This is a genomic window from Sulfitobacter sp. CB2047 (genome assembly GCF_000735125.2).
In the GTDB taxonomy this organism is placed as follows: domain Bacteria; phylum Pseudomonadota; class Alphaproteobacteria; order Rhodobacterales; family Rhodobacteraceae; genus Sulfitobacter; species Sulfitobacter pontiacus.
The window spans coordinates 2,500,075-2,514,395 of the sequence record NZ_CP072613.1; the positions used below are offsets into that span (position 1 = coordinate 2,500,075).

The 14,321-nt window shown below is 60.8% G+C and carries 17 protein-coding genes; 4 read left to right on the forward strand and 13 right to left on the reverse strand.

From position 1 onward, the window contains the following. Positions 1-3: 3 nt before the first annotated feature. Positions 4-480, reverse strand: a complete 477-nt coding sequence (locus tag IV89_RS12370; RefSeq protein WP_037943706.1) for a DUF305 domain-containing protein — start codon at positions 478-480, stop codon at positions 4-6. Positions 481-623: 143 nt separating this feature from the next. Beyond that, complete coding sequence (locus IV89_RS12375) at positions 624-1,121, reverse strand: lactoylglutathione lyase family protein (RefSeq protein ID WP_037943705.1); 498 nt, start codon at positions 1,119-1,121, stop codon at positions 624-626. Positions 1,122-1,223: 102 nt separating this feature from the next. On the opposite strand from IV89_RS12375, the gene IV89_RS12380 reads away from it, so the two are divergent. Further along, complete coding sequence (locus IV89_RS12380; RefSeq protein WP_037943704.1) at positions 1,224-2,099, forward strand: LysR family transcriptional regulator; 876 nt, start codon at positions 1,224-1,226, stop codon at positions 2,097-2,099. Positions 2,100-2,119: 20 nt separating this feature from the next. On the opposite strand, the gene IV89_RS12385 is transcribed toward IV89_RS12380, so the two are convergent. The 11 genes from IV89_RS12385 to IV89_RS12435 all read right to left on the reverse strand — a co-directional run bounded on the left by IV89_RS12385 (position 2,120) and on the right by IV89_RS12435 (position 11,999). Further along, the gene (locus IV89_RS12385; protein WP_037943703.1) at positions 2,120-2,527 is read right to left on the reverse strand and encodes a universal stress protein; all 408 of its coding nucleotides are present in this window, start codon (positions 2,525-2,527) and stop codon (positions 2,120-2,122) included. An 87-nt stretch (positions 2,528-2,614) separates the two neighbouring features. Further along, a complete protein-coding gene (locus IV89_RS12390; protein WP_081858780.1) occupies positions 2,615-3,367 on the reverse strand; it encodes a Crp/Fnr family transcriptional regulator in 753 nt (250 codons plus the stop codon). 48 nt (positions 3,368-3,415) lie between these two features. After that, a complete protein-coding gene (gene kynU, locus IV89_RS12395) occupies positions 3,416-4,591 on the reverse strand; it encodes a kynureninase (protein WP_037943702.1) in 1,176 nt (391 codons plus the stop codon). A gap of 11 nt (positions 4,592-4,602) precedes the next feature. After that, positions 4,603-5,433, reverse strand: a complete 831-nt coding sequence (locus tag IV89_RS12400; protein ID WP_037943701.1) for a tryptophan 2,3-dioxygenase family protein — start codon at positions 5,431-5,433, stop codon at positions 4,603-4,605. Continuing rightward, on the reverse strand, positions 5,430-6,200 hold the full coding sequence (locus IV89_RS12405) for a GntR family transcriptional regulator (RefSeq protein WP_037943700.1): 771 nt from the start codon (positions 6,198-6,200) through the stop codon (positions 5,430-5,432). Before IV89_RS12405 ends, IV89_RS12400 begins: the two co-directional genes overlap by 4 nt. 107 nt (positions 6,201-6,307) lie before the next feature. After that, the gene (locus IV89_RS12410) at positions 6,308-7,267 is read right to left on the reverse strand and encodes a D-glycerate dehydrogenase (protein ID WP_037943699.1); all 960 of its coding nucleotides are present in this window, start codon (positions 7,265-7,267) and stop codon (positions 6,308-6,310) included. 3 nt (positions 7,268-7,270) lie between these two features. Then, on the reverse strand, positions 7,271-7,432 hold the full coding sequence (locus tag IV89_RS12415) for a hypothetical protein (RefSeq protein WP_181358629.1): 162 nt from the start codon (positions 7,430-7,432) through the stop codon (positions 7,271-7,273). Positions 7,433-7,444: 12 nt separating this feature from the next. Further along, the gene (locus tag IV89_RS12420) at positions 7,445-8,791 is read right to left on the reverse strand and encodes an amidase (RefSeq protein WP_037944963.1); all 1,347 of its coding nucleotides are present in this window, start codon (positions 8,789-8,791) and stop codon (positions 7,445-7,447) included. A 4-nt stretch (positions 8,792-8,795) separates the two neighbouring features. Beyond that, positions 8,796-10,214: a TRAP transporter large permease subunit gene (locus IV89_RS12425; protein ID WP_005852158.1), complete on the reverse strand. Its 1,419-nt coding sequence runs from the start codon at positions 10,212-10,214 to the stop codon at positions 8,796-8,798. Next, a complete protein-coding gene (locus tag IV89_RS12430) occupies positions 10,211-10,795 on the reverse strand; it encodes a TRAP transporter small permease subunit (RefSeq protein ID WP_005852157.1) in 585 nt (194 codons plus the stop codon). Before IV89_RS12430 ends, IV89_RS12425 begins: the two co-directional genes overlap by 4 nt. Before the next feature lie 73 nt (positions 10,796-10,868). Next, positions 10,869-11,999: a TRAP transporter substrate-binding protein gene (locus IV89_RS12435; RefSeq protein ID WP_037943698.1), complete on the reverse strand. Its 1,131-nt coding sequence runs from the start codon at positions 11,997-11,999 to the stop codon at positions 10,869-10,871. Between the two features lie 191 nt (positions 12,000-12,190). Between IV89_RS12435 and IV89_RS12440 the strand changes: the two genes are divergently transcribed. The 3 genes from IV89_RS12440 to IV89_RS12450 all read left to right on the forward strand — a co-directional run bounded on the left by IV89_RS12440 (position 12,191) and on the right by IV89_RS12450 (position 14,321). Then, on the forward strand, positions 12,191-12,889 hold the full coding sequence (locus IV89_RS12440; RefSeq protein WP_107277680.1) for a metal-binding protein ZinT: 699 nt from the start codon (positions 12,191-12,193) through the stop codon (positions 12,887-12,889). A gap of 65 nt (positions 12,890-12,954) precedes the next feature. After that, positions 12,955-13,260, forward strand: coding sequence for a DUF6525 family protein (locus IV89_RS12445; protein ID WP_037943696.1), 306 nt, complete (start codon positions 12,955-12,957; stop codon positions 13,258-13,260). A 110-nt stretch (positions 13,261-13,370) separates the two neighbouring features. Continuing rightward, positions 13,371-14,321 (forward strand): class II glutamine amidotransferase, encoded by a 951-nt coding sequence (locus IV89_RS12450; protein ID WP_037943695.1) that lies wholly within the window; start codon positions 13,371-13,373, stop codon positions 14,319-14,321.

Below are 14,321 nucleotides of genomic sequence, written 5' to 3' on the forward strand. Positions count from 1 at the left end.
TCCTCACTTCCCGTCGATTTCCGGTGTTGCGGTTGGCCCGCCTTCAAGATCCGCGATCAGGGCCTTCATCTCGTCGATCTCAAGCCGTTGCGCTTCGATGATATCATCCGCCAGCTTGCGCACCCGCGGGTCCGAGATATTGGCACGCTCGCTCGTCAGGATCGCAATGGAATGGTGCGGGATCATCGCACGCATCCACGCCGTGTCATCGACCGTGGACTGACTGCGCACCAGAAACAGCGACACCGCAAAAACCAGCGCGCTGCCTGCAAAAATCGCGATATTCACCCCACGGTTGCTGTACATCCCCAGCATAAACGCCAGCATGATGACCGCCATCACCGCGCCCATATACAGCGCCATATAGCTGCGGGTTTCGCTAAAGAACACGTGATCGATTGCGTAGGTGTTCAGATACATTAAGCCGAACATCACCACGGTAGAGGTGATGATCATTGCAAAGAAGCGCCAGTATGACATGAGAAGACCTTTCGTGATGTTGCTATGACAACAAAACCGCCTTCCCGCGCAGGAGGGTTCCCGCCGACCTGCATTATTTGACATATCTTGTCATTATAACTGCGGGCGAAAGCCCTGCCCTCGCCCGCAGAACAGACTTGAGTTTAGCTGTAGGCACCTGCGGAATAGGTCAGCTCGTAGCTGTGGCTGTACAGCTCGAACACGATGCCAAAGGGGTCTTCGACATAGACCATGCGATAGGGTTTATCGTCGGGGAAGTATTCGCGCACCGGCATCCGCTGCCTGCCCCCTGCCGCGACAATCTTGGCCAGCAGGTCTTCGAGGTTGGGATCCTGAATGGCGAAATGGAACGTGCCGTGCTGGCGGAAATTCAGCGGGTCTGCGGGGGCGTGGTTGCCGTCAAATTCGAACAACTCGATCCCGATACGGTCTGCCGTGGCAAGATGCGCGATACGCAGGCGGCCCCAGCCTTCGCCAAAGACATCGGTACACATCTGCCCGATATCGCTGCCGTCTTCGACAACCTCTGTCGGTTGCATGATGACGTAAAACCCCAGCACGTCGGCGTAGAATTTTACGGCTTGGTCCAGATCCGGCACGGAAAGCCCGATGTGAGAGAAACTGCGTGGTGTCGGTGTCATGGTCTATCCTTTGTTCTGTGATACCCCGTGATTTAGGTGGACCACGAGCAAACATAAAATTATCATATGGAATTAAATTTATAACTTTATGGAATGATCCGCATGTTAAACGCCTCATGGCTCGAAACCTTCACCACCCTATGTGACATCGGGCATTTCACCCGCACCGCAGACCGGTTGGCCATGACCCAGCCGGGGGTGTCGCAGCATATCCGCAAGCTGGAACAACAGGTCGGCCAGCCGTTGATCCTGCGCGAGGGAAAGTCCTTTACCCTCACCCCCGCCGGAGAAGAGCTGCTGTCGATCGGACGTGCCCGCCGGACAGAGGAGCGCGCCCTGCGCGAAAGGATGCAGCGCGATGATCCCTTGTCAGGCACGGTCAGGATCGGCTGTTCTGGCAGCTTTGCGTTAAGGCTGTATCCGTATCTGATCGCGCGGATGCAGCAGGCCCCGAAGCTCAAGATGCATCTCAGCGCCGCCCCGCAGGCGCGTATACTGGCGGATATACTGGCAGGGACGCTTGATCTGGGCGTGGTAACCGCGGTGCCCGATATGCCCCGCGTTCAGGCCACGCCCCTGTCGCAAGAGGAACTTTGCCTCGTGCTGCCCGCCACCTTTAACGCGGCGGATCTGACACTGCAGAAGCTTGATGACTTGGGGTTCATCGCGCATCCTGATGGCAATGCCTATGCCGATGATCTTCTCGGGCGCAACTTTGATGACTACCGCGGGGCAGAGCATTTGCGGCTGCGCAGTTTTATCAACCAGATCGGGCAAATCCCCCTGCCCGTGGCCCAAGGACTGGGCTATACCATCCTGCCGCGATCAGGGGTGGAGGGGTTTGCGCACCGCGACGCGCTAGCGGTGCATACCCTGCCCCAACGACGGTTTCATGACCTCTGGCTGATCGCACGTAAAGACCGCGCCGCATTCGCCCGCGTTGCCGCCACCGCTGACGGTATACTTGGGCTGCAATAGCGCGTTGGCGGTGCCCCGACCTATCTGACCACATGCACCGCGCACTTGGCGTGACGCACCACATATTGCGCGACCGACCCCAGCAGGATGTCAGACAACGCGGGCTGATGCGACGCGATCACGATACAGTCGGTCCCGTTTTCCTCGGCCCAGCGTGTCGCCCGTGGCCCGGCGCGCCCGTCCGCAATCGCTGTCGCGGCCCCCGGCAAGCTTAGCGCCAGCGCATCCAGCCGCGCCTGTACCGCCTCGCGGGTGGAGGTCACGACGTCGGTGGGGATGTATTCGGCGACATAGACCGGCACTGCCTCTATCACATGCAGCAGGGTCAATCTGGCGTCCGGTGCCGCCAGCGCCTGCGCCGCATCAAAGGCGGTCTGGGTGATCTCGGGGGTCTCGAAAACAACGGGGATCAGGATATTCTTGTACATGCTGCACTCTCCTATGAAGGTGCAGACAGGAAACACCTTGGGGTGCCCTGCGGCGTTGATACAGATCAAATCAAAGGGAATATTTCCCTAGTCGCAGTCGTCGCCCGAGGCCGCGTGCAGCGCGTCCACATCGGCCACGCGGAATCGGCGACGGTCGACAAAGCTCAGGATACCCTCTTTCTTCATCGCGCCAAGCTGGCGGCTGACCGTTTCAAGCGTAAGCCCCAGATAGTTGGCGATCTCGTACCGTGTGAGAGGCAAGACCAGCTCTTGCCCAGGGGTATCCGCATTGGCCAATTGCTGCCGCCGCGCCAGCATTTCAATGAAGGTCGCGATCTTTTCGCGCGCGGTTTTGCGGCCCAGCAACAGCATCCAGTCACGCGCCGCGTCCAGTTCATCGAGCGCCATCTCCATCAGCCTTTGGGCGATATGCGGCGTGGTTTCGATCAGCGCCTCGAAGGGTTTGCGCTGGAAGCAGCACAGCGTCACATCGGTAACGGCGACCACGTCGAAGTCGATCGCCGCGCGGCCCGGACGGCCGATGAAATCCGACGGGAAAAGCAGCCCCACCATCTGGGTGCGCCCGTCCTCCATCGTTTTGCCAAGGCTCGCGACGCCCGACACAACCGACGCGACATAGGTCAGACCGTCGCCCCGCCAGAGCATCGGATCACCCGCCTTGAACGACCGATAGGTCTTGATCTGCTCCAGCATCAGCAGTTCATCATCATCGCACCGCGCACAAACGGCGCGGTGGCGGATCGGGCATTCACTGCATTTCGGGCGCGACTGAAGATCAAGCATGGCCTGATCATAGCGTTCATTCGCGCGGACCACCATCACCAAGACGCACCGCCACCGCGCTGTGTCCCGATGTCGCTTGTCCCTTCAGGTCACGTCGCGCTTCTGGTGATACTCGGGCCGGTCCCAACTGCGGGTCGCAAGGATCTCGGCAAGGATGTCGACTGCGCCGCGCACGTCAGCTTCGTCGATGTACAAGGGCGTGAAGCCAAAGCGCATGATGTCAGGCGCGCGGAAATCACCGATCACGTCGCGTGCGATCAACGCCTGCATCACCGCATACCCGTTCTCTGACGCGAAAGACACCTGACTGCCGCGCTGGTCTGCATCCCGTGGGCTGGCCAGCACAAGCTCGGGGCATTTTTCTTCAACCAGCGCGATGAACAGCTCGCTCAACGCGACAGACCTCTCCCGCAGCTCGGCCATATCCACCGCGTCCCAAAGCCCAAGCGCATGTTCCAGCGCGGTCATCTGGATCACGGGGGGCGTGCCGACGCGCATGCGCTCGATGCCCGCAGCGGGGCGGTATCCGGTCTCGAAGGCGAAGGGTGCATCATGCCCCAGCCATCCGGCCAAAGCGGGCTGGATGTCCGCGACGATATCGGGCCGTGCATAGATGAACGCAGGGGCCCCCGGCCCGCCGTTGAGGTATTTATAGGTGCAGCCGACGGCGAATTCCGCGTTGCAGGCGGCCACATCGACGGGCACCGCGCCTGCGCTATGGGCCAGATCCCACAGCATCACCGCCCCTGCCCCATGGGCCGCCGCGGTCACTTGCGCCATGTCATGCATGCGGCCCGTGCGGTAGTCGACTTGGGTGATCATCGCGACAGCCACGTCATCGGTCGTGGCGCTGGCGACATCCTCGGGGGCGACGACGCGCAGCTCGTAGCCTTGCCCCAACTGCTGGATCAGCCCCTCGGCCATATACAGGTCCGACGGGAAGTTGCCGCTGTCCGACAGGATCACCCGCCGGTCGGGGCGCATCTTGAGAGCGGCAGACAAGGCCTGAAACACTTTGACCGACAGCGTGTCGCCCATGGTGACCGACCCCTCGGGCGCGCCGATCAGGCGGGCAATGCGATTGCCGACCCGTGCGGGCTGCGCCATCCAGCCGTCAAGGTTCCAGCCCTTGATCAGGTGCGCGCCCCATTGCGCCTGCACCACATCCTGCACCTTTTCGGCCGTCCCCACAGGCAGAGGCCCAAGCGAGTTTCCATCAAGGTAGATCATGCCCTCGGGCAGGGAAAAGCGGTCTTTCATCGGCAATCGGGTCACAGGGCACCTCGTACGTTCCAGAGTTCGGGGAAAAGTTCGACCTCGAGCATCCGGCGCAGGTATTTCACCCCCGACGTGCCGCCCGTGCCGCGTTTGAAGCCGATGATGCGTTCCACCGTGGTCACATGGTTGAAACGCCAGCGGCGGAAATAATCTTCGAGATCGACGAGCTTTTCGGCCAGCTCATACAGCTGCCAATGGGCGCGCGGGTCTTGGTAGACACGCACCCATGCCTGCATCACCGCATCATCCGCCGCATGAGGCGTGTCCATCGCATAGGCTTGCGGGTCAAAGGTTTGCCCCGTTGCCTCTGCCAGCAGATCAAGCGCCACATGGTACAGGGATTTTGTCCCCAGTTCCTGCGTCAGCATGCGGTGCAGTTCGGGGCGATGTTCATGCACTTTCATCATCGCGCGGTTGCGGTTGCCGAGGATGAATTCGATCAGCCGGTATTGATGCGACTGAAACCCCGAGGACGCGCCAAGGTCGTCGCGGAAATCGCTGTATTCACTGGGAGTCATGGTGCGCAGCACATCCCACGCGCTGTTGAGCTGTTCAAAAATGCGCGCCACACGGGTCAACATCTTCATCGCAGGCGCAAAATCACCCGCCGCGAGATGGGTGCGCGCCGACGACAGCTCGTGCAGGCACAGGCGCATCCATAGCTCTGAGGTCTGATGCTGGATGATGAACAGCATCTCGTCATGGGCATCGGATTTGCAATTCTGCGCCCCGAGGATAGGGTCGAGCGACAGGTAGTCGGTATAGGACATATCCTTGGCAAAGGACATTTGTGCCCCTTCATCGGCGGGGTTGTATCCGGTCATGCGGGGGTCTCCGATTGGGGGCCGAGGGTTCTTGCAAAGGGCGAATGGGCAGGCATCAGCGTCGAAAGCTCCTCGAACGCGGCGATGCTCAGGCCGGTGTGATGGCGAAAGGCGGCAAGCGCCGCCGCCGGATCATGATCAACTGCTGCCTGATAGAGCGCGCGATGCGGCTCTAGCGCCATACCGGCAGAGAATACCTCTGCCGCTTTGGCCGCGAGCGGGGGCGCGCTTTGGGTCAGATCGCGCAGGCCTGCCTGAATAAAACGGTGGTAGCGCCCCAACTGGTCCTGCAACTGCCCCGCAAACCGCGCCATCCATTCAGACCGCGCCCCCGCTACCAATGCCTGATGAAAGGCCAGATGCCGCCGCGTCCATTGGGCCAGTGCCTCGTCATTATGGATCACCGAAGGCACGGGCGTTTGCGACAGGTGGTGATAGGCGCCGATTACCCCTGCCTCCCACGTGTCATCGGCGTGGCTGACGGAGTGGGCCAGCATCGCGCCTTCGATGGCATCGCGGCTGCGTTCCAGATCCAGAAGATCGGCACGGGTCAGCGGGGTGACGCAAAAGCCCTTGTTATGCTCGGGCACGACAAGCTGTTCAGCCGCCAGCCGGTTCAGACATTCGCGCAGCGGCGTCAGGCCGATGCCATAGTGTTCCGACAGGGCCGGTAGGCGCAGCGCCATGCCCGGTGGCAGATCCAGCGACAGGATATCACGGCGAAGCCGGTCGAATAGAATGTCCGATTTCGATTGCCGAAGTGTCATGATGCGCCCCTTTCGAAACACACCATGACAAATAAATACGATCATGTAAATCGTATACGATTTTTTTCAGCGTAGGTCCGCATTGAGTTCTTCGGACCCCTTCTAGACTACAGCGCGTTCGGCGGGGACTCTCCACGGAAGAACGCGTCAAGATTATCCAGCGCCTTGAACCCCATCGCATCGCGTGTCTGCACCGTGGCGCTGCCCACATGGGGCATCATCATCACGTTGTCATAGGACGCGAAGGCCGGATTGCCCCCCGGTTCGGTGACAAAGCAATCCAGCCCCGCCGCCCCGATATGCCCCGCATCCAGAGCGTCGACCAAAGCAGCCTCGTCAATCAGATTGCCGCGGGCCGTGTTGACCAGAACCGCCCCTTTGGGCAGTTGCGCCAAACGGTCGGCGTTCATCAGCCCGACCGTCTCGGGCGTTGCGGGGCAATGGAGCGACAGGAAGTCGGACACGGCCAGCAGGCTTTCCAGCGTCTCGTGATAGATCGCGCCCGCTTCATCCTCGGGCGAAAGACGGCTGCGGTTGTGATAGTGGATCTCCATGTCAAAGCCGCGCGCCTTGCGGGCAAAGGCACGACCCACACCGCCCATCCCCACGATCCCCAGCCGCGCACCGGTCATCTGTTTGCCCACCAGAAAGGCCGGCGACCAGAAATCCCATGTGCCGGACCGCACAGTCCGGTCCCCCGCGACCGCATTGCGCGCAGCCCCCAGCATCAGCATCATCGCCAGCTCTGCCGTAGCGTCCGACAGCACATCGGGCGTATTGGTCACGACGATCCCCTTGCCGCGCAGCGCGTCCAGATCGCAATGGTCCACCCCGACCGAATGGTTCGCGACGATTTTCAGCCGCGGGTCGAGCTGCGCCACGACATCTGCCCTGAAATGTTCGGAGTGGCACGGGATGATCCCGTCGACGGATGCGCTCATCCTGATGATATCCTCGGCGCTGCCGGGGGTGTCGGCGGCATCCCAGATCACCTCGTAGTCGCGGCGGGCGCGTTCCAGCGTGGCATTCGACAGAGTGCGGGTGATCCAGATCACGGGCTTGGACATCGGCTAGTCTTTCTTGTTGTGACTGGAGGTGAACAGATCAAAGGCGATGAACGCCAGCGTGATCGCCACGATGATCACCAGATCGGGGCTGGGCACCTTGACGGCCAGGATCAGCAGAAAGGCGGTGATGGTCGCAAACGCCACAAGTGCGAGAAGTCGGTTCATATCAGATATCCTTTATGCAGAGGCACCGGCGGCCCAGTCGGTCAGCCATTGTGCCGTGCGCAGCAACCGCGCGTCATTGTGGCGAGCGCCGACCAGTTGGACGCCCATGGGCAGCCCTTCGGTCGAGGTGAAAAGCGGCAGGTTGATGCAGGGTGTGCCGCAGAAGGTCCACAGCCCGTTGAACACCGGATCGCCCGTGGTTTCCAACCCTTTGGGGGCCGGACCGGGGGCCGAGGGGCACAGGATCACATCGCAGCGGGTGAACATCTCGTCCAGCGCGGCGTTCAGCACCTTGGGCATGTCGCGGGCCGACAGGTAGTCGCGGGCAGGCACGGCGTTGCCTTGCTCTATCGCGTCGCGGGTGATCGGCCCCAGCTTGTCCGCGCCCCGGTGCCAATAGGGGTAGTAGTGATAGGACATCTCGGCCAGATTGATCAGCTTGCGCTGGTCTGCTGCCGTGTCGAACACCGCTGGCAACGGAAGCTCGAACGCCTGATCGCCAAGCGCGTCCAGCAGCTCGGCAAAGGCGTCAAGCAGTTGCGGCTCCGCATTCTCCCATCCCGGCGGGCGGATGAAGCCGAACACGGGCGGCAGCGGCGGGGCCGAAGTCGCCGCCGCATGTAAGGCGGGTGCGGCGCAAAGCGTGGTCGCGCTGTCTTCGTCATCCTGCCCGAAAAGCACCTCGGCCAGAAGTGCTGCCCCTGCGGGGTCGCTGGCAAAGACCCCGATCGTATCAAGCGAGGGCGATTGCGTCAGCACCCCCCGCCGCGGGATCGCGCCGAAGGTGGGTTTATATCCGGTCACCCCGCAGAAGGACGCCGGGCGGATCACCGAACCGCCGGTCTGGGTGCCGATGGCAAGCGGGACCATTCCGTCCGCCACCGCCGCGGCAGAGCCTTGCGACGATCCGCCGGGCGTATGCGCCAGATTATGCGGGTTCACTGTCTTGCCGGGCTGCATGAAGGCAAGCTCGGTCGTGACCGTCTTGCCCATCAGGATCGCCCCTTCCTTGCGCAGCCTCTCTACGACAAAGGCGTCGCGCAGGGGCACGCGCCCCGCATCCTGAACGCTGCCGTTTTCCGTGGGGATGCGTTGGGTGTCGATCACGTCCTTCAGCGCGACCGGCAACCCGTGAAGCCGCCCCAAGGGACGCCCTGCCCGGCGATGCGCATCCAGCGTGCGGGCCTGTGCGCGCGCGAATTCGGGATCGAACCACGCCCATGCACCGACCTGCGGCTCGCGCGCCTCGATCCGCTTGATATAGCTGTCGACCAGCGCCAGCGCATCCAGCGCGCCGGACGCCAGCCTGTCGCGCAGCAGCGTCACGCTGGGGGTGCCGTCCACCCCGTGACCCGTCATCCGATTACCGTCCATAAAACAGATCCGGCAAATAGAAGACGATCTGCGGGAAGACATACATCAGCACCATCGACAGGATCACGCAGAAGAGGAACGGCATGACCCCCTTGAAGATCTGCGTCAGCAGGAGCGACGGCGGCGCGATGCCTTTGAGGTAATAGGCCGACATCGCCATCGGCGGGGTCAGGAAACTGGTCTGCAGGTTCAGCGCCACAAGGATACCGAAGAACAGCGGATCAATCTCGAAGACCGCGAGCAGCGGCAGGAAGATCGGCACGAAGATGATGATGATCTCGGACCATTCCAGCGGCCAGCCCAGCAGGAAGATGATGAGCTGCGCCATGATCAGGAACTGGATCGGCGACAGGTTCATGGATTGCACGAACTCCGAGATCACATGCTCCCCCCCGAGGTAGGAGAACACGGCAGAGAAGGTGTAGGAGCCGACGAACAGCCAGCAGACCATCGCCGTGGTGCGCACGGTGAGATAGACGCTTTCACGCAAACGCTGCCATGTCATCGCGCGGTAGATGAAGGCAAGGAAGATACCGCCCAATGCACCGATAGATGCCGCCTCTGTCGGGGTGGCGAGACCGAAAAGGATCGACCCGAGCACCGCAAAGATCAGGAAAGCAAGCGGCACGAAAGAGGTGATGATCATCATCACCAGCTTTCCCATCGGCATGTCCGGCACCTCATCCGCCGTAGGCTTTGGTGCCGACGATGGCTGCAGCAAAGACCGCCCGATGATATAGACCAGATACAGCCCCACCAGCGTCAGCCCCGGCAGCAGTGCCGCCGCATAAAGGCGCACGATCGACACATTGGTCGCCGCCGCATAGACGATCAGCATGATCGACGGCGGGATCAGGATGCCCAGGGTGCCGCCCGCACAGATGATGCCCGCCGCAAAGGACGGGTCATAGCGCGCTTTCAACATCGCCGGCAGCGCCAGCAGGCCCATCAAGGTCACAACCGCGCCCACGATCCCTGTCGCCGTGGCAAACAGCGCGCAGGTGATCAGCGCCGCCACCCCCATCGATCCGGGGACATTCTTGGACGCGATGTTCAGCGTGGTGAACAAACGGTCAACGATGTTGGAGCGTTCGACGATATAGCCCATGAACAGGAACAAGGGCACAGCCGTCAGCACCTCGTTCGACATCACGGTAAAGGTCTGGTTCACGAAGAGGTCAAATATTCGGTTGTTATAAAATCCCTCTATCCAACTCGACCATTGTTCCCATTGTCCGGCGGTTTCATCCAGCCGGTCAAAACCGCGCCACATGCGGCGCGCATCGAAATAGGCGTAGTAGCCAAAGCCGATGCCCATGGCCATCAGGGTAAAGGCGATCGGGAAGCCCAGAAAAACAAAGATGATGAACAGCCCAAGCATCATCAGGGCGATTTGCGGATCGGTCATGTGATATGGTCTTTCTCGGCCATGTTGGCCTTCTGGATCAAAAGATCTTCGGTCTCGAAAACGTCTTCGTCCGCTTCAAGCCAGTAATTGTCCCGGATCGCGATAATGCAGCGGCATACCTGCGCGATCCCCTGGATAAACAGCAATATGCCCGCCGCCACGATCACCGCTTTGAACTGGTAGATCGGCACACCCGCGGGACTGTTGACGGAGACCTCTCCGTATTGCCAGGACCGCGCGGCGTATTTCCAGCCGGACAGGATCAGGGCCAGCACACCGGGGAAAAAGAAGACGATATACAGCACGATATCGATCTTGCCCTGGGTCTTGGGTTGCAGCAGCCGGTACAGGAAATCGCCCCGCACATGCCCGCCACGCGACAGCGTATAGGCCCCGCCCATCATGAACAGCGTGCCGTACATGATAAAGGAAACGTCCAGCGCCCAGGCCGTCGGGCTGTTAAGCACATAGCGTACGAAAACCTCGTAGCCCGTGCCGATGGACATCAACAGGATAAGCCACGCGAATGACTTGCCAAACCATGCCGACAGGCTGTCGGCGAACCGTATAAATGAAATCATGATGTCCCCATGCCTCGTCTGAAACCCCGGCACACAAAGGTGCCGGGGTTCTGTACTTTACCTGTCAGCGGGATCAGAGCTTGATCTTGCCAGGGAAGTAATGCTCGTAGGCCAGACCGTAGTCGGGCGAGTTCATCAGCTCGTAATACGACACACGGCTGACCCACTCGCGCTGGCTGTCGAGGGTCTTTTTCATGAACGGATCGGCTTCCAGCTCGGGGATCAGTTCGTCCCATGCCTTCAGCTGTGCGTCCAGAATCTCTTTCGAGGTGCGGCGCACGGTGACCCCTGCTTCATCCTGCAAGAACTGAAGATCCGCAGAATAGCGGTTCATCGCCTTGGCTGTGTTCGCGGTAGAGGCCGCTTCGACAGCATATTTCAGGATCGCCTGCAGGTCCGGGTCCAGATCCTCAAGGAAGGTCCGCGAGAACAGGAATTCGAAGCTTTCCGACGCCTGGTGATAAGACGACAGATAGTAGTTCTTGGCCACGTCCTGCGCGCCAAAGTCCTTGTCCGACGAGGGGTTGTTGAACTCGAAAGCGTCGATCACGCCACGCTCCATCGCAGGCACGATTTCGCCGCCCGGCAGCTGAGCGACGGACATGCCCAGCTTGGCCATCAGATCGGCCGCCAGACCCACGGTGCGATATTTGAACCCTTGCAGATCCTCGACCGAATTCACCTCTTCCTTGAACCAGCCAAAGGGCTGCGCAAACATCGGAAAGCCCATATAGCCAACCACGTCGAGGCCCATGATGTCCTGTGTCAGCTCGTTATACAGCTCTTGGCCGCCGCCTTCGTAGAACCACGACAGCATCGTCGTTGCGGACCCGCCGAAAACCGGACCGGTGCCGAACAGCGACGCGGCCTTGTTCTTGCCGTACCAATAGACAGGCACCGAATGCGCGGCATCGATCAAGCCGTCATTCACAGCGTCCAGCACTTGGAACGCCGCAACAACCGCGCCGGCAGGCAGCACATCGACCTTGACGCGTCCGCCCGACATTTCTTCGACGCGGGTGGCATAGTCGCGTGCGAAGTCCTGCCAGATGTTGGCATCATTCCATGACGTTTGCATTTTGATAACCAATGGCGCTTGCGCCAGAACCGCCGGAGCCGCCAGCATGCTGCCAGCCGCAGCCCCGCCAGCGACTGCCGATTTGGTCAAAAACGAACGTCGATTAATACTATTATTAGTCTTCATTTTGTTCTCCTCCCAGAGCGACTGCACGGCCCTTTTTCAAGTTCCCTACCGGCAATCGTGTCCCGACCTTACCGCCTTGACTGATTTAATCAAGAATTCTGATCATTGCTCTCCGCGTGGCTTGCCTGTAGGAAAAGAGTTACGTTATAACATAACGAATCACTTCCTTACCGACCTGAATGGAGCCCATGATGACCCGCATCCACACCGCATTTCTTTCCGCTCTGGCCGCGACCTCTCTTGCCGCCACAGCCCTGCCCGCCCTTGCGGATCACGCCAAAGACAAGGCGCATGACCACGAAGCCCACGATCATGACCATGACCATGACCATGACCACAAGCACGACCACGGCGACGACGACATCTACAAAGGCTACTTCGACGATGCGCAGATCAAACCGCGCCCACTGGCCGACTGGGAGGGCGACTGGCAGTCCGTCTACCCGCTGTTGCAAAGCGGTGATCTGGACGCAGTGATGGCGCATAAGGCGGCCAAGGGTGACAAAACCGCCGCGGAATACAAAGCCTATTACACCACCGGCTATGCCACCGATGTCGACCGGATCGTATTCTCGGGCGATACCGCAACCTTCTACACGGGCGAGACATCGGTGCAGGGGCGGTATGAAAGCGACGGCTTCGAGGTGTTGACCTATGAAAAGGGTAATCGCGGTGTGCGCTATATCTTTGAAAAGGTCAGCGGTGACGCCGAGGCTCCGATGTTCTTCCAGTTCAGCGACCACAAGATCGCGCCCGCCAAGGCAGATCACTATCACCTATATTGGGGGGATGATCGCGCGGCCCTGCTGAAAGAGGTCACCAACTGGCCGACATATTACCCCGCGGCCCTCAGCCCCGCTGACATCTCTGCCGAGATGCAGGCGCACTGACATCCTGCGCCGCTGCCTGCCTTGACGGTGGCGGCGCACCCCTTGCTTCCAGCGACAAAAGTACCATGCCGAAAACCACCCTTCGCCAGCCCAACTGCCGCAGCAGCCTTGCCGCACGTCGCCGCACACAAGACCCGATGGCCGCCTATGACCGCTTGCCGCCGGAACTGCGCGGCTGGCTGGCCCAAGCGGCATTGCCTTGGTCCGCACGCTCTGCCCTGCGGGCGTGGCAGCGCGCCTTGCAGCGGTTCAGTGGCGATACGGATGCCGCAAAACAGCACCTGTCGCGCTGTGAGCGCAACACGCTGACCCGCGACCGTCTGCATTTGCCGGACGCCCCTGCCACATGCGCAGGTGTCCGCCCCCTCTGATCCGCTGATCTGGCCTTTGGCCCGCGCCGCCCTACCTGAGCTGACAGAATGATACGGGATGCCGCCGCTTGGTGGTGCCCCTGATCGCCCCTTGATGTGATAGGAAAGCCATGTGCCGCGTTCTCGCCTATATCGGGCCTGAAATCCCGCTTGAAAGCCTGCTGATCAAGCCGGAAAACAGTCTGATCAACCAAAGCCTTGACCCCGAGCTGCACCCGAACCTGCAGCTCGCCGGTTGGGGCTTCGGATTATGGAGCGCGCATCTGCTGAAGCCCGAGGAACCGCTGCTGTATCACCGCCCCATGGCCGCGTTCCACGATGACAACGCCCCCGGCATCATCCCCAGTTTGCAGGCCAGCACCATGCTCGCCCATGTCCGCGCTGCGGCCTATGACGCCCGCAATGTGCTGGCGGACGAGAACTGCCACCCGTTCTCGTTCAAGGGCACCCCGTGGATCATCGCGCAGAACGGAGCCCTGCCCCATTGGCGGCTGCTGCAACGCGAATTGCTGCCCCTGTGCAAAGACGATTTCCTACGGCAGATGAAAGGCACGACAGACACGGAATTCTTCTACGTGCTGCTGCTGTCCCTACTGGAAGGCGATAGCGATGACGACGTGCAGGCAGCGTTCGAGAAGCTGCTTGATGCCGTATTGCAGGCGATGCGCAAGCTAGATCTGGTCGCCCTGACCAAGTTGAAGATCGCGCTGGTGTCCACCGACCGGATCATCGGCGTGAACTATGGGGCCGGCCACAAAGGCGAAACCGCACCCGAAGGCAACTGGAAAGAGCTGCGCAAAGCCGGCCCCGGCACCGATGACTACGCCCTGTCGATGCTGCTTGAACCGATGTACCTGTTGATGGGCGAGAATTTCGAGGACTACGCCGACAGCTACAAGGTCGATGCCAGCCCCGAGGGCAAAGCGACCTCAGCCATTTTCGCGTCGGAACCGTTGACCGAGGATGGGTCAGACTGGCTACACATCCGCTTCGGAGAGATGGTGAGCCTGCGTCGCGTCGACGGCAAGATCAGCAAAACGATCACCAAGCTGGACGTATAG

Excerpts from the sequence above, each read along its gene's own strand:
- IV89_RS12390 (WP_081858780.1), bottom strand. The coding sequence starts at position 3,367 with ATGGTGGTCCGCGCGAATGAACGCTATGATCAGGCCATGCTTGATCTT.
- IV89_RS12400 (WP_037943701.1), bottom strand. The coding sequence starts at position 5,433 with ATGACCGGATACAACCCCGCCGATGAAGGGGCACAAATGTCCTTTGCC.
- IV89_RS12375 (WP_037943705.1), bottom strand. The coding sequence starts at position 1,121 with ATGACACCGACACCACGCAGTTTCTCTCACATCGGGCTTTCCGTGCCG.
- IV89_RS12435 (WP_037943698.1), bottom strand. The coding sequence starts at position 11,999 with ATGAAGACTAATAATAGTATTAATCGACGTTCGTTTTTGACCAAATCG.
- IV89_RS12410 (WP_037943699.1), bottom strand. The coding sequence starts at position 7,267 with ATGTCCAAGCCCGTGATCTGGATCACCCGCACTCTGTCGAATGCCACG.
- IV89_RS12425 (WP_005852158.1), bottom strand. The coding sequence starts at position 10,214 with ATGACCGATCCGCAAATCGCCCTGATGATGCTTGGGCTGTTCATCATC.
- kynU (WP_037943702.1), bottom strand. The coding sequence starts at position 4,591 with ATGAAAGACCGCTTTTCCCTGCCCGAGGGCATGATCTACCTTGATGGA.
- IV89_RS12385 (WP_037943703.1), bottom strand. The coding sequence starts at position 2,527 with ATGTACAAGAATATCCTGATCCCCGTTGTTTTCGAGACCCCCGAGATC.
- IV89_RS12430 (WP_005852157.1), bottom strand. The coding sequence starts at position 10,795 with ATGATTTCATTTATACGGTTCGCCGACAGCCTGTCGGCATGGTTTGGC.
- IV89_RS12380 (WP_037943704.1), top strand. The coding sequence starts at position 1,224 with ATGTTAAACGCCTCATGGCTCGAAACCTTCACCACCCTATGTGACATC.
- IV89_RS12370 (WP_037943706.1), bottom strand. The coding sequence starts at position 480 with ATGTCATACTGGCGCTTCTTTGCAATGATCATCACCTCTACCGTGGTG.
- IV89_RS12420 (WP_037944963.1), bottom strand. The coding sequence starts at position 8,791 with ATGACGGGTCACGGGGTGGACGGCACCCCCAGCGTGACGCTGCTGCGC.
- IV89_RS12415 (WP_181358629.1), bottom strand. The coding sequence starts at position 7,432 with ATGAACCGACTTCTCGCACTTGTGGCGTTTGCGACCATCACCGCCTTT.
- IV89_RS12450 (WP_037943695.1), top strand. The coding sequence starts at position 13,371 with ATGTGCCGCGTTCTCGCCTATATCGGGCCTGAAATCCCGCTTGAAAGC.
- IV89_RS12440 (WP_107277680.1), top strand. The coding sequence starts at position 12,191 with ATGACCCGCATCCACACCGCATTTCTTTCCGCTCTGGCCGCGACCTCT.
- IV89_RS12405 (WP_037943700.1), bottom strand. The coding sequence starts at position 6,200 with ATGACACTTCGGCAATCGAAATCGGACATTCTATTCGACCGGCTTCGC.
- IV89_RS12445 (WP_037943696.1), top strand. The coding sequence starts at position 12,955 with ATGCCGAAAACCACCCTTCGCCAGCCCAACTGCCGCAGCAGCCTTGCC.